Source organism: Rhizobium sp. WSM1328 (assembly GCF_057653715.1).
In genome coordinates this window covers 3541011-3554886 of the sequence record NZ_CM172788.1, presented here as the reverse complement: position 1 = coordinate 3554886, position 13876 = coordinate 3541011, and the positions used below count along the sequence as shown (strand labels likewise).

General features: G+C 62.2%; 12 protein-coding genes and 1 other RNA gene. 8 read left to right on the top strand and 5 right to left on the bottom strand.

The genetic code is table 11. From position 1 onward, the window contains the following. Positions 1–207 precede the first annotated feature (207 nt). From AC2444_RS17850 to ssrS, 3 genes are all read left to right on the top strand, one after another. Positions 208–483 carry a DUF4164 domain-containing protein gene (locus tag AC2444_RS17850; protein WP_012758879.1) on the top strand — a complete coding sequence of 92 codons (276 nt, stop codon included), beginning with the start codon at positions 208–210 and terminating at the stop codon, positions 481–483. A gap of 15 nt (positions 484–498) precedes the next feature. Then, positions 499–876: a cell division protein ZapA gene (locus AC2444_RS17845; RefSeq protein WP_003542783.1), complete on the top strand. Its 378-nt coding sequence runs from the start codon at positions 499–501 to the stop codon at positions 874–876. A 339-nt stretch (positions 877–1215) separates the two neighbouring features. Beyond that, positions 1216–1374: non-coding RNA, 6S RNA (gene ssrS, locus AC2444_RS17840), on the top strand. A gap of 81 nt (positions 1375–1455) precedes the next feature. On the opposite strand, the gene AC2444_RS17835 is transcribed toward ssrS, so the two are convergent. From AC2444_RS17835 to AC2444_RS17820, 4 genes are all read right to left on the bottom strand, one after another. Continuing rightward, the gene (locus AC2444_RS17835; protein ID WP_012758878.1) at positions 1456–2943 is read right to left on the bottom strand and encodes an esterase-like activity of phytase family protein; all 1488 of its coding nucleotides are present in this window, start codon (positions 2941–2943) and stop codon (positions 1456–1458) included. A gap of 245 nt (positions 2944–3188) precedes the next feature. Beyond that, entirely contained in the window at positions 3189–4172 is a 984-nt protein-coding gene (locus AC2444_RS17830; RefSeq protein ID WP_012758877.1) for an NAD-dependent epimerase/dehydratase family protein, read from the bottom strand. A gap of 97 nt (positions 4173–4269) precedes the next feature. Further along, positions 4270–4806, bottom strand: coding sequence for a helix-turn-helix transcriptional regulator (locus tag AC2444_RS17825; protein ID WP_012758876.1), 537 nt, complete (start codon positions 4804–4806; stop codon positions 4270–4272). 76 nt (positions 4807–4882) lie between these two features. Further along, complete coding sequence (locus AC2444_RS17820; protein WP_012758875.1) at positions 4883–5215, bottom strand: ArsR/SmtB family transcription factor; 333 nt, start codon at positions 5213–5215, stop codon at positions 4883–4885. Between the two features lie 69 nt (positions 5216–5284). Between AC2444_RS17820 and AC2444_RS17815 the strand changes: the two genes are divergently transcribed. The 3 genes from AC2444_RS17815 (at position 5285) to AC2444_RS17805 (ending at position 9252) form a co-directional block, all read left to right on the top strand. Next, entirely contained in the window at positions 5285–5767 is a 483-nt protein-coding gene (locus AC2444_RS17815) for an SRPBCC domain-containing protein (RefSeq protein ID WP_012758874.1), read from the top strand. 135 nt (positions 5768–5902) lie between these two features. After that, positions 5903–6934, top strand: a complete 1032-nt coding sequence (gene gnd / locus AC2444_RS17810) for a phosphogluconate dehydrogenase (NAD(+)-dependent, decarboxylating) (protein ID WP_012758873.1) — start codon at positions 5903–5905, stop codon at positions 6932–6934. Between the two features lie 206 nt (positions 6935–7140). After that, positions 7141–9252 carry a mechanosensitive ion channel family protein gene (locus tag AC2444_RS17805; RefSeq protein ID WP_012758872.1) on the top strand — a complete coding sequence of 704 codons (2112 nt, stop codon included), beginning with the start codon at positions 7141–7143 and terminating at the stop codon, positions 9250–9252. Positions 9253–9258: 6 nt separating this feature from the next. Here AC2444_RS17805 and AC2444_RS17800 read toward each other — a convergent pair whose 3' ends face one another. Continuing rightward, entirely contained in the window at positions 9259–9636 is a 378-nt protein-coding gene (locus tag AC2444_RS17800; protein WP_012758871.1) for a DoxX family protein, read from the bottom strand. Between the two features lie 237 nt (positions 9637–9873). Here AC2444_RS17800 and mprF point away from each other — a divergent pair, with 237 nt between their 5' ends. Together mprF and AC2444_RS17790 are read left to right on the top strand one after the other, a co-directional pair. Continuing rightward, complete coding sequence (gene mprF, locus AC2444_RS17795; RefSeq protein ID WP_012758870.1) at positions 9874–12477, top strand: bifunctional lysylphosphatidylglycerol flippase/synthetase MprF; 2604 nt, start codon at positions 9874–9876, stop codon at positions 12475–12477. Beyond that, complete coding sequence (locus tag AC2444_RS17790; RefSeq protein WP_012758869.1) at positions 12474–13856, top strand: virulence factor family protein; 1383 nt, start codon at positions 12474–12476, stop codon at positions 13854–13856. The genes mprF and AC2444_RS17790 overlap by 4 nt, the downstream gene beginning before the upstream one ends. Positions 13857–13876 lie beyond the last annotated feature (20 nt).

Genomic DNA, 13876 nt, shown 5'->3' with positions numbered 1-13876 from the left:
TCCGGGCGGGAAGCGGCGATTTTTGACATTTGATCACGCGATTGTACAAATGACGAAATCGATGTGTAAAACGCTCATCCACAGGATAGGCCGGTGGGCAAGTGACAGGATTTATTGACGGGCCGTTAGCGAGCTGCATATCCTTTTGAAATCGCAGGATCGGCGCGGCGTGCCGATTCGCGGATCCTGCGCGGGAATCGGAAAGACATGATGCCCACAGGCAAAACCATGGAAGCAGCGCTCAACGAATTGAGACAGGCGATATCGAGCCTCGAAAACGCCGTCGACATGCGCGTCGAACGGCAGCGCGAGCAGGGCGAGATCGAGGGCGAGGTGCGGCGTGTGCACGCCGACCGCTCGCGCCTGGCGCAGGAGCTCGACCAGGCCGAATTCCGCGCCAACCGGCTGGAAGAGGTTAATCGCGAGGTATCGCGGCGGCTGGTGACGGCCATGGAAACGATCCGCGCAGTTCTGGATCGCTGATAGGAAGAGTTTGGCATGGCGCAGGTGACGGTAACGATCGACGGCAAGGCCTATCGCATGGCCTGCGAGGAAGGGCAGGAGGATCACCTGACCGATCTCGCCACCCGTTTCGACCGCTATGTCGGCCATCTCAAGGATCAGTTCGGCGAAATCGGCGATCTGAGGATCACCGTCATGGCCGGCATCATGATCACGGACGAGATTGCCGAGTTGACGCGCCGCGTCGCCGGATTGGAGTCCGAGCTCGAGACGCTGCGCGGCAATCGCGATACGGTGCTTGCAGCCACCGCCCGGACCGAGGAAAATCTTGCCGCAGCGCTGAGCGAAGTGTCGAGCCGCATCCGCGGCATCACCGACAAGCTGAATGGCCGGTCCGCCCCCGAACTCAATTGATCCTAGAGCCTTTCCTGGTCAGATTGAAGCATTCTGTTGGCTCAAACGGAGTCGGATGGTCGACCGGCCGGCGCGTGTCGTAGCCCGGCTCTACGGCCAAGCCGGCCGGTCGATCAGCCGGCCCGTTTCAGCCAACCCGAAGGGCCGGGCATCTTTCCGCCAGGCCAAAGGCGATCGGCTCGGACGTACCAAGAGGTATGCCCTTCGCCAATCGCCTCTGCCCTGACGAAAACCTGCTCCGGCAGAATGCTTCAATCTGACCAGGAAAGGCTCTAATTAAATAGGGGCGGCCTTCCGTCGCCACTGGCGCGGCAGCGCAAACAACCTTATATATCGCCATGCGGTCTGCGCCTCTCGACAGGAACCACAATCCCTGGGGCCATACTCGATCCAAAGGGAGCTGTCCCTGGCCAGGCCCGTGGGCCTGGACACACGGCGCCCACCTACGTTTGTAGGCACCCAGGATCGTAAACATCCATCGGTGGTCGTGGATCGCACCCTTTCCTTCCATTTTCAGCGAAGACGCCGGATATGGCGGGCGAACGCGGGTTGCCCGTTCGCCCTTCTTCAGCGCGTCCGTTACTTCTTCAGACCTGGAAGGGTGACCTGGAAGACCTGGAACATTGTGTCGACGTCGGCACCGCCGTCGGCCTTGTAGGCGGCACCCACCTGGAAACCATCCTGCGTCAAAAAGTCGTTGTCATTGGCGACGAACAGGAAGTAGTCGTCCGGCAGGTTCGGGTTGAGAACGCTCGCCAGACCCATGGCTTCCCATTTTTCCGACAGATTGTTCTTGTCGTTCGGCGCGCCGTTGTGCAGGCCGAAGCGGGCGAGGTCGACCTTGTCGTTGAGGTCGATGAAGGGTATCAGCGTCGCCGGCGTCAGCGAGGGATCGATGACGCCCTTCGGCGCGATCGGCTTGCCGTCATCGAAATTGCTGCCGGCAATGTCGGTCGCGGCGGAAACGTCGACGATGTCGACCTTGCGGTAGAGCGAGGTGTCGCCCTTCAGGCCCTGGCCGTTGCCGCTGTCACGGGCGAGCATCAGGAAGGTCTTGTCGGACAGGGCGACGATTTCGCTCTCGGCGGCGATCATCGTCTTGTCCTTGGCGTCCTTGAAGACCGGCAGCGGCACGACATATTCGTGCATCAGTTTCAGGTGATCGGGATCGGCGGCGTCATAGATCAGCGCGCGGGTATTCTGCCGGGTCGAGCCGGAATCGCCGCCGTCCTGGCGGGCAGCCGATTGCAGCACAGCGATGATGAACTTACCATCAGGCGTCATCGCCATGCCTTCGAGACCCTGGTTGTTCTGGCGGCCGGTCTCCGGATCTTTCGGGTCCGGAGCGGAGGCGCCGGGGCCGGGATTGTTGGAGGCAAAGCTCAACGCGCCCTTGCGCATCGGCAAAAGCGCCTTCGGCGGCTGGGTGGCGGAGAGCAGGTGGCCGTCAGCGGAGAAGTGATAGATATAAGGACCATATTCGTCGCTGACGAACATGCTGCCGTCGGCCATGCGGATGATGGCTTCATTGTCGAGCGCGATCTTGCCGTTCGTCGCCTGCGGCAGCGGCGGAAAATCACCGGCAGCGGGGCGGACGCCGGATTCCGGGTCGAGACCGGTCATGTCGCCGCCCCTGTCGTCGACGAAGAGTGTGGAATCGACGAGCCTTGCGTCGACGCCCGACTGTTCCTTGCCAACCTCGGGTGCCGCACCCGGAGCGGTCGGCGTCAGGCCGATCGAGATGGTGTTCAGACGTGGCCGGTAATCAACGGTGCCGACGGCGTTGTAACCGCGGTCGGGCAACAGGTAGAGCGTGCCCTTGTAGCCGGCGCCGTCGCGGCTCCAGGCGGCGGGATCGATCGCCATGCCCGAGCCGGAACCGAAGGTCTCGCCGAATTTGTCACGCTGGTTGGCCGGAATGCGGCCGATGCCCACCAGGCCCTTGTTGACGAAGGTGAGGCCGCCGACGGTGGCGGAATTCTCGGCCATTGCGACGACTGGCACGGCGGCGGATGCCGCGAGAACCGCGGCGAAAAGCCGCGCTGTGTAAGGTCTGACATTCTTCATGGAAATACCCTCTCGGTCAAAAGCGCTCTCGAAACGGCTTCCGCCCGCAGGCTGGACACCGCTTCAAATGACACCCCGGCCTGGATTCGATTTCCCGATGGCGCAACACGCCCTGGATTTCGTCGCCCATATCCCCGGCAGACGGTCTATGACGGGATCGTGATATCTGGATGACACTTCTCAGCGAAAGCGTCATGCTGGAGAGGAAGTCGGGCTTTCGCGTGTCCGCATTGCAGCTCGCTGCTCTATCCGACCGGGTAAGGCCCTTCGGCGAAGACCTCATCGTGGTAGCCCTTGGAGCCGACATTCAGCGCCAAAGGGCTTCGCCACTCCCTGTTGTCGCGCAGGCAATCGAGCACGAAACGGAAATCATATCGCGGCTGCCAGCCGAGTTCCCGCCTTGCGCGTTCGTTGACATAGACACGGTCGAGCGAAGGAAACATCTTCCAGCCGCGTGATGCGTAAAGGGCGCCTGCACCCTGGAACAGTCGTTCGACGACGTGAGGCGCGTCGCGCCGGATCGCGGCGAGATCATTTGCCGAAAACGGCGTCGTGGCGGAGATGATGTAGCGGCCAAAGCCGATCGCCGGCGCCTTTTCGAGCGCCAGCAGATGGGCGCCGACCACGTCGCTGATATCGACGCGGCGGTGAAGAAGCTCATTGGCCTGGGCGTTCTCTGCCAAATAGCCGTTGCGAATGTCAGGATCGTCGTCATTTTCGGGAAAGAAACGCGAAGTCCTGAGAATGGCGACCGGCAGGCCGGATTTGCGGGCGAAGAGTTCGCACAGACCTTCGGCGGCGAGTTTCGTCACGCCGTAGATGTTTTTCGCGACGGGAAGCACGTCCTCGGTCACCCATGCCGCCGGTTCGCCGGCAGCCGGCGTCAATGCCGCACCGAAGGTGCTGGTGGTGCTGGTGAAGACGAAGCTTGCGACGCCTGCGGTGGTCGCCTCTTCGAGCAGGTGCAGAGTGCCGGCGATATTGGTGTCGAGGAAATCATAATTGCCGTGGGTCGCCACATGCGGTTTGTGCAGCGTCGCGGCATGGATGACGTGGCTGATGCCCGACATCACCTGGCGGACGAAGGCGCGATCACTGATCGAGCCGACCATGTCGGTAAAAGCCGAGGGCTTGATATCGATGCCGCGCACCCAGCGGCTTTCCGCCCTCAAGGTCTGCATCAGCGCCTCGCCGAGATGGCCGGCACTTCCCGTCACCAGTATCGTCATCACATCGTCTCCTGACCGTTCGGCGGCGGACGCTATAAAGACTAAGGTTTTCAGGCAACGCATAAATTATGCATGGGCGTGCAGGAAAGCTTGAGGCTCAGCCGATGGTCGTGACGAGGCGGCCGGCGCTGCCATCGGAAAGCATGATCCTTTCCCAGGTCATGCGGCCGGCGGCGATCGGCAGCAGCGCATTGCCGTTGGCGCCGGTATCAAGCGTCAGCGACGAGAGCCTGCCCGCATGCCAGCCGCGCTCCTCCAGCGACTGCTCGGCGGCGGCGATCTCGGCGGAGGCGTAGGAGAATAGAGAGCGGCCGAGAAAGGCGCCGAGCGGCGCCCGCCACTCCGCGTGCCGCGGGCGAGAGGTGGCGAGCAGCCGGTGGGTGCGGTCGCAGATCAGATGCACCGGCCGGACGGAATCCTCGACCAGCCGCTTCAGCGCCGCATCGACTGCTGCATGTGGCGGCGAGGCGAAAATCCGTTCCAGCTTGATAGCCTGTTCGGGCGAAAGGGCGAGCTTATCGCGCTCCCAGCGTGAGATCGTCGCCTGGTTGACGCCGAGGAGTTCGGCGAGATGTTCCTGCTTCATGCTCCGCAGCAGCCGCATGCGGCGTATGCCGGCTCCGGATATCGTCATCCGTCTGATCCCGTGTCGTTTTTTGCAGCATAGGGCTTCGGCGGGGCGGGCGGCAAGGCGGTTTGACGCCGGGTCATTATTCGGGCTGACCTTCCAGGTCGCCTTTCAGCCGGTCGAGGATAGAGAGCGCATGGCCGGCATAGGCGCTGATCCAGCGGTCATAGATGTGCTTGATCGGCAGGCTGTTCAGATGGTTCCAGCGCTCGCGGCCTTCCTTCCTGGCGATGACCAGATCGGCCTCTTCCAGTACCTTCAGATGCAGCATCACCGTGCAGCGATCCATCTCCGGAAACATCTCGCAAAGGGTCCCTGTGGTTCGGGGGCCATCCTTGAGCAGATCGAGGATTTCGCGGCGGCGATGATGCGCCAGCGCCTTGAAGACTGGGTCGTCGGTTGATTCGCTTGACATGTTATGTTTTTATAACATAATGACGCCAAGTACAACGGAACAGGCACAATGGAGAAGAGGAGAAGTGTCATGTCTCTCGGAATCCGCGTTTCCGGCCGCATCGGCCGTCCCGTCGCAGAGGTGTTCGATGCCGTCGTCAATCCGAAGAAGCTCAGCAGCTATTTCACCACGATCGGCGGAGCGAGCGCGCCGCTCGTGAAGGGCACGACGGTGACCTGGTGGAAGGATGCGCCGGTCGAGGTCGTCGAACTGGTGCCGGAAAGCCGCATCGTGCTGCGCTGGGATGGCGGCACTGGCGAAGACGAGGCGAAGTACAAGACGCTGGTCGAGATGAACTTCAAGCCGCTGGAAGACGGCGGCACGCTGGTGACGATCGCCGAGACCGGCTGGCGCGAAGACGATTCCGGCCGGCGCGGCACCTATCTCAACTGCGAAGGCTGGACGCAGATGCTTTGCTGCATGAAGGCTTTCGTCGAATACGGCATCAATCTGCGCGAGGGCATGTTCCTCAGCGAGATGAAGGGTGAGCCGGCCAGCGCGCCTGATATTTAACGATACGTCGATCTCGGGGAGGTCGGCGGTGCAATCGTCGCATTCGCCGAAATCACCGAGACTTTGCTTGCCTGTCACACTGCGGGTGCTAATTTCCGGATTCGATACTTCATTTCGGTTTCCAGGAGATTCATTATGCAGCTTGGCATGGTTGGTTTGGGCCGCATGGGCAATTATATGGTCCAGCGCCTGATGCGGGGCGGTCACGAATGCGTCGTTTACGACGCCAGGCCGGAAAGCGTTGCCGAGCTCGCGGGCCTCGGTGCGACCGGCAGCGCTTCGCTCGCGGAATTCGTCTCGAAGCTCACCCATCCACGCGCGATCTGGCTGATGCTGCCGGCGGCGATCGTCGACAAGGTGCTGGCGAGCCTAGTGCCGCTGCTTGAGAATGGCGATATCATCATCGACGGCGGAAACTCCTATTACCATGACGACATCCGCCGCGGCGCCGACCTCATCACCAAGGGCATCCACTATGTCGATGTCGGCACAAGCGGCGGCGTCTTCGGCCTCGAGCGCGGTTATTGCCTGATGATCGGCGGCGAGAAGGGCATCGTCGAACACCTTTCCCCGATCTTCGCGACGCTGGCGCCCGGCGTCGGCAAGACGGAAGCCTCGCCCAACCGGAGCGTCGAAGCGGCTGCGGCCAGCACCGCCGAGCAGGGTTACCTGCATTGCGGCCCGCATGGCGCCGGGCATTTCGTCAAGATGGTGCATAACGGCATCGAATACGGCCTGATGGCCGCCTATGCCGAAGGTATCAATATTCTGAAACATGCCAATATCGGCGCCGCCTCGCACGAGGCCGATGCGGAAACCGCACCGCTCGCCCATCCGGAACATTTCCAATATGATTTCAACCTGCAGGATGTCGCCGAAGTCTGGCGCCGCGGCAGTGTCATCACCTCCTGGCTGCTCGATCTTACGGCCGATGCGCTACATGCCGATCCCGCACTTTCGAAATATGCAGGCCGCGTCTCGGACAGCGGCGAAGGCCGCTGGACGATCATGGCGGCAATCGACGAAAGCGTGCCGACGCCGGTGCTGAGCGCTGCGCTCTACGGTCGCTTCTCCTCGCGCGACAATGACGAATTCGCCAACAAGGTGCTGTCGGCGATGCGCGCGGGCTTCGGCGGCCACGTGGAAAAACCGGCCGTGAAATCCTGAAGGCGAGCGACTTCACTCACCGTTCCGACAAAGCCATCATTCTGAAATCGAGCGCGGCGTTTCGTTTCGAAGAGGCGGCGACGTTGACCTTTCCTAGCCATCAGTATGGTTTTCCTACTGCTTGCTGGCGGCAACGGTCGCGAGTATCCATTGCAAAATGTCGGCGCTGCTCTGCACAAGCGACCGACATTTCATTGGAGGCGGTCATGGAGCGTGGCATGGCAAGGGGCTTGAAGGCCGTCATATTCGGCATGCTGACATTGCTCGCGCTTTTTTCGGCGGTTTCGCCTGGCTTTGCCCAGACGTCGCCGGCGCAGGTGTCGGCCGCGGCCGCCCCGCCGGCCGAGGTGCGTCAGATGATGGAGCTGATGCAGACTCCTCAGGTCAAACAATGGATGTCGACGCAAATGGCGGCAGCACCCGCGAGCGATTCGGCGGCCGGCGACCAGATGTCGGTGCTGTCAGGTCTGCTCCAGCATGCCCGTCGGCACGTCTCGATGGTCTCCGATGCAGCGATGACACTGCCCTCGCAGGTCGGCCATGCTTCTTCGCTGTTTTTCGGCGAGATCGCCGCCATCGGCTGGCCACGCATGATAGCGCAGTTTCTGGCGATTTTCCTGCTCGGCACCATCGTCGAGCGCATTGCCCGCTATGCCTTCCGCCGCCGTCGCCAGGCGGCGCAGATGGCGGGCATGCATCTCGCCCCGCGCGTCATTCCGGCGCTGATCTTTGCGATGGCGACGGCACTTGCTCTTCTCAGCGTCAGCTGGCCGCCGGTCAGCCAGAGCATCGCGATCGTTTGCGTTGTCGCGCTCGTGGTCCAGCGCTTCACCATCTGCCTTGGTGGCGTGCTGGTCGATCTCATCGGGCTGGCGCGAGCCGAGGAAGAACGACAGGAGATCACCGCTCCGATCATGCCGGCGCGTGACGTCGCATTCTTCTGGTATCGGCGCTGTGCAACCTTCGTCATCTATTTCATTTTCGGCTGGGCGGTGATCCAGTCGATGGAGCCGCTCGGCTATTCTGCGAGCGTGCGGCTCCTCGTCGGCTATATCCTTGGCATCGGCCTATTGTTGATTGCGATCGAGGCGGTCTGGTCGCGGCCGCACAAGGACGAGAAGCGTGGTCACGGGACCTCCTGGGCGCTCACCGTCTATTTCCTGTTGCTCTGGAGCCTCTGGGTCGCAGGCTTCAACTGGCTGCTCTGGCTCGGCATTTACGTGTTGCTGCTGCCGCGCGTGCTTGCCGTCTCGACGATTGCGGTAAAATCGCTGCAGCAGACCGAAGCGAGCTTCCTTGCCACGCGGCCCATTGCAGCCGTGCTGCTCGACCGTGGCGTGCGGGCGCTGATCATTGCCGTTGCCGCCATCTGGCTTGGGCATATGCTCGGCGTCGGTGCCGATACGATGGCGGCCGGCGAAACGATGATCGACAAGATCGCGCGCGGCGTGATCGGCGGCATCGTCATCCTGCTTGCCGCCGATCTGCTCTGGCATGTCGTCAAGGCCTATATCGACGGCAAGCTGCTTGAATCATCCGTGGATGGCGGAGCAACGGATGAGGAGAAGGCCAAACGCGCGCGGATACAGACGCTGTTGCCGATCTTCCGCAATATCCTTGCCGTCGTCATTGCCGTCATCGCCGTTCTGATGGTGCTCTCCGGCCTCGGTATCGAAATCGGGCCGCTGATTGCCGGCGCCGGTGTCGTCGGCGTTGCGGTCGGTTTCGGCGCGCAGACGATCGTCAAGGACGTCATCAGCGGCATGTTCTATCTCTGGGACGATGCCTTCCGCATCGGCGAATATATCGAAAGCGGCAGCCACAAGGGCGTGGTCGAGGCCTTCAGCCTGCGTTCGGTGAAGCTCAGACATCATCGCGGGCCGCTGACGACGGTGCCGTTCGGTGAACTCGGCGCAGTGAAGAACCTCAATCGCGACTGGACGATCGACAAGATCAGCCTCAACGTCAAATACGACACCGATCTCGTCAAGGCGAAGAAGGTGATCAAGCAGATCGGCCAGACGCTGCTCGAAAATCCGGAATTCGGCCCTCATATCATCGAGACTCTGAAGATGAAGGGTGTCGAGCAGTTCGGCGAATTCGCCATCGAAATCCGGCTGTCGATGATGACGAAGCCCGGCGAGCAATTCGTCATCCGCCGCAATGCGCTGGCGATGATTCGTAATGCCTTCCAGGAAAACGGTATCGAATTCGCCGTGCCGACGGTGCAGGTGGCGGGCGACCGCGACGCGGAGGTGGATGCTGCCGTCGCACGATACGCCGCGCATGCGCGGGCGGGCGCCGAACCGGCGGCATGAACCGCTTCACATCGCGCCGGCTGCTGCTATCAGCAGGCCGCCGATGATCGCCAGGTTGGTTTTCCAGGTATTGATCGCGCTGTCGCGCGCCGTTCCCTGCATGTCCCAGAAATTCAGCAGCATGACGGTGGCCGCCAGCGTGAAGACGATGAGACCGAATGCCGCTGCCGCGACAAAAAGGCCGAGCATCAGCAGGATGCCGGCGACGATCTGGAACATGCTGCCCAAGACCAGCACCCATTTCGCAAAAGGGAGGCCGCGGGCTTCGATCGCCTCGGTCAGCGGCACGATGACGAAAAAATGATGAACGCCGCCAGCGACATAGAGGCCGCCGAGCAGCAGGCGGCCGAGAGCAAGCATCACCAAGGCCGAACCATCCTGCATATCGAACCTTTCTCTCGCGTCTCAACTCTCCATCGAGCGCAAGGCTCTGCCGAAGCTTACGAAAATGCAATGTGCTGCGCCGCTCGCCTGCGCAAATTCGCCCCAATTGAGGATGATTGAGGCGCAGGCGGCGGGGCTGGGGTAGCAGCGGCATAGCTTCATAGAGCTTATATGCCTTTCATGTTACGTCATCTGAAATGATTCCCGCCAAGCTGGCAGTTGCAGCAGGGTACGAGAATGTCGGGGCACGGCAATTTGGAAGAGATTGAAGAAGCGGACGGGTTTTCTTTTGGCGGTCTATTCAGACGGTACAGAACGCCGCTGCTGGCAGCCGCATCACTGGTGGTCTTCTGCCTCGTCGGTTACGCCATCATGCAGCTCACCAACGAGGTGCGCTATGACGACGTCGTCGGTGCGCTCGCCGCCACCAGGCCGAGCTCGATCCTGCTTGCGTTGTTCTTCACGGCGCTCAGTTTCCTCGCACTGATCTTCTACGATCTCAACGCCATCGAATATATCGGCAAGAAGCTGCCCTTTCCGCATGTCGCGCTGACGGCGTTCAGTGCCTATGCCGTCGGCAATACCGCCGGTTTCGGCGCCCTGTCTGGGGGGGCGATTCGCTACCGCGCCTATACGCGCCTCGGGCTCTCGCCGGAGGATATCGGACGCATCATCGCCTTCGTCACGCTGTCCTTCGGATTGGGGCTTGCGGGCGTCGCGGCAATCGCCCTCATCGTCATCGCCGACGAGATCGGCCCGCTCGTCGGCATCAGCCCCTTCCTTCTTCGGCTGATCGCCGGTTCGATCGTCGCCATTCTGGGCGCGGTGATGATCATCGGCCGTGACGGGCGCGTGCTCGATCTTGGCCCTGTGGCAATCCGCCTGCCGGATTCGCGTACCTGGTCGCGGCAGTTCCTCGTCACAGCCTTCGATATCGCCGCCTCGGCGTCGGTGCTCTATGTGCTGCTGCCGCAGACAGCCATCGGCTGGCCGGTCTTCCTCGCCGTCTATGCGATCGCCGTCGGTCTCGGCGTGCTCAGCCATGTTCCGGCCGGGCTCGGCGTGTTCGAGACCGTGATCATCGCCTCGCTCGGCAGCGCGGTGAACATCGATGCCGTGCTCGGATCGCTGGTGCTCTACCGGCTGGTCTACCATGTGCTGCCGCTGCTGATCGCCGTGCTCGCGGTCTCGGCGGCGGAGCTGCGTCGTTTCGTCGACCATCCGGCGGCCTCCAGCATGCGGCGCATCGGCGGACGGCTGATGCCGCAGCTGCTGTCGGCTCTCGCGCTGCTGCTCGGCGTCATGCTGGTGTTTTCGAGCGTCACGCCGACGCCGGACCAGAACCTCGAATTCCTCTCCAACTATCTGCCACTGCCGATGGTCGAAGGGGCGCATTTCCTCTCCAGCCTGTTGGGGCTGGCACTCGTCGTCGCCGCGCGCGGCCTCGGCCAGCGGCTCGACGGCGCCTGGTGGGTCGCCGTGTTCTCGGCGCTTGCCGCGCTGACCTTGTCGCTGCTGAAGGCGATCGCGCTTGTCGAAGCGGCTTTTCTTGCCTTCCTCATCTTCGGGCTCTTCGTCAGCCGCCGGCTCTTTACCCGCCAGGCCTCGCTGCTCAACCAGGCGCTGACGGCGTCCTGGCTGATGGCGATCGCCGTGATCGTCGTCGGGGCTGTCGTCATCCTGCTCTTCGTCTATCGCGACGTCGAATACAGCAACCAGCTCTGGTGGCAGTTCGAATTCACCGCCGAGGCGCCGCGCGGGCTGCGCGCCGTGCTCGGCATCACCATCATTTCGTCGGCGATCGCCGTCTTCAGCCTGCTCCGACCGGCGAGCTTCCGGCCGGAGCAGGCGACGGACGAGGCGCTGGCGCGTGCCGTCGAGATCGTCATGAAGCAGGGCAATGCCGATGCCAATCTTGTGCGCATGGGCGACAAGAGCATCATGTTCTCGGAAAACGGCGATGCCTTCATCATGTATGGCCGGCAGGGCCGCTCCTGGATCGCGCTGTTCGATCCGGTCGGCGACCATCGCGCCGTGCAGGAACTCGTCTGGCGTTTCGTCGAAGCGGCGCGCGCCGCCGGCTGCCGGGCCGTGTTCTATCAGATATCGCCGGCGCTGCTGTCCCATTGCGCCGATGCCGGCCTGCGCGCCTTCAAGCTCGGCGAACTGGCGGTGGCCGATCTCAGGACCTTCGAGATGAAGGGCGGCAAATGGGCAAACCTTCGCCAGACGGCAAGCCGCGCCCAGCGCGACGGGCTGGAATTCGCCGTCGTCGAACCGCAGGACTTGTCTTCGGTCATCGATGATCTTGCCGCGGTTTCGACGGCCTGGCTCGAGCATCACAATGCCAAGGAAAAGGGCTTCTCGCTCGGCGCGTTCGATTTCGATTATGTCTCCTCGCAGCCGGTCGGCATCCTGAAAAAGGACGGCAGGATCGTCGCCTTCGCCAATATCCTCGTGACCGAATCCAGACAGGAGGGCACGATCGATCTCATGCGCTTCTCGCCGGACGCGCCGAAGGGCTCGATGGACTTTCTCTTCGTGCAGATCATGGAATATCTGCGAGGGCAGGGTTTCACCCACTTCAATCTCGGCATGGCGCCTCTCTCCGGCATGTCGAAACGCGAGGCGGCGCCCGTCTGGGACCGCATCGGCAGCACCGTCTTCGAACACGGCGAGCGCTTCTATAACTTCAAAGGCCTTCGGGCATTCAAATCCAAGTTTCATCCGCACTGGCAACCGCGCTATCTTGCGGTCTCAGGAGGGGGCAATCCGATGATCGCGTTGATGGACGCGACATTTCTGATTGGGGGCGGATTGAAAGGGGTAGTGAGAAAATGATCAGAACAATCCTTCTTGCCACGGCATGCGCCTGCATGCTCGCGGCCGCACCGGCTGACGCCGCCGAAGAGACCACGCAGAGTTTCGAAACCGGGCTCATCCCGTCGCCGCACATCTTCCTGCCGGAAGGGGAGGTGAAGGGCACGGTGATGCTGATCTCGGATGCCGCCGGCTGGGGCGATTATGAGAAGGGCGAAGCCGACAGGTTGGTCGCCGAAGGCGCCGTTGTCATCGGCGTCGACTTTCCATCCTATATCCAGGCGCTCGGCCAGTACGACGTCAGCCTCAACGACGGCTGTGTCTACATGGTGTCGGACATCGAATCGCTGAGCCAGCAGGTGCAGCGCGCGACCGGCAACAACGCCTATCACCTGCCGATCGTCGCCGGTATCGGCGAGGGCGGGGCCTTGGCGCTGGCGATCGCCGCGCAAACGCCGGATGCGACGATCGGCCAGACACTTGCCGTTAATCCGGCCGCCGGCATTCCGCTTGCCAAGGAGCTTTGCACGCCGGCGTCCAAGCAGGTGGTCGGCGAACGCACGGTCTATGGCCTCAGCGACGGCATCCTGCCGGACCCGATCGTTACCGTCTTCACGCCTGAGGCCAACAAGGATGGTCGGGCGCATGCCGAGGCGCTGAAGAAGGCCCATGACGCGATCGAGATCCGCGATTCCACCGACGATGCGCAGACGGCGTTTGCCGATACGCTCGACGATCTCGTCACCGCCTCCGGCGCCTTCGGCAACCCGCTCGGCCTGCCGCTGGCGGTGCTCGAGGCAACGCCGGCCTTCGATACGATGGCGGTGATCTATTCCGGCGACGGCGGCTGGCGCGACATCGACAAGGAGGTCGGCGGCACGCTGCAGAAGGAAGGTATTCCGGTCGTCGGCGTCGATTCGCTCCACTATTTCTGGAAGGAGCGCAAGCCGGAGGAGACAGCTGCCGATCTTTCGAAGATCATCGATTTCTACCGCAAGCAGTGGAAGGTGAAGCATGTCCTGCTCGTCGGTTATTCCTTCGGCGCCGATGTCGTGCCCGCCACCTACCAGCTCCTCAAGCCAGCCGAAAAGTCGGCGGTGGCGCAATTGTCGCTGCTGTCGCTTTCGCACCAAGTCGACTACGTCATCTCTGTTCTCGGCTGGCTCGGCCAGAAGACGGAAGGGGCGGGAGGCGATCCTGTCGGCGATCTGAAGAACATCGATCCGAAGCTCGTGCAATGCATCTACGGCAAGGACGACGATGACGATGTTGCCTGTCCGGCGCTGAAGGATAGCGGCGCCGAGGTCATCGAACTGCCCGGCGATCATCACTTCGACGAGAATTACGATCTTCTCACCAAGACAATCATCGACGGGCTGAAGAAGCGGCTGCAGAATTAATGCATGTCGCCCAAAACTGT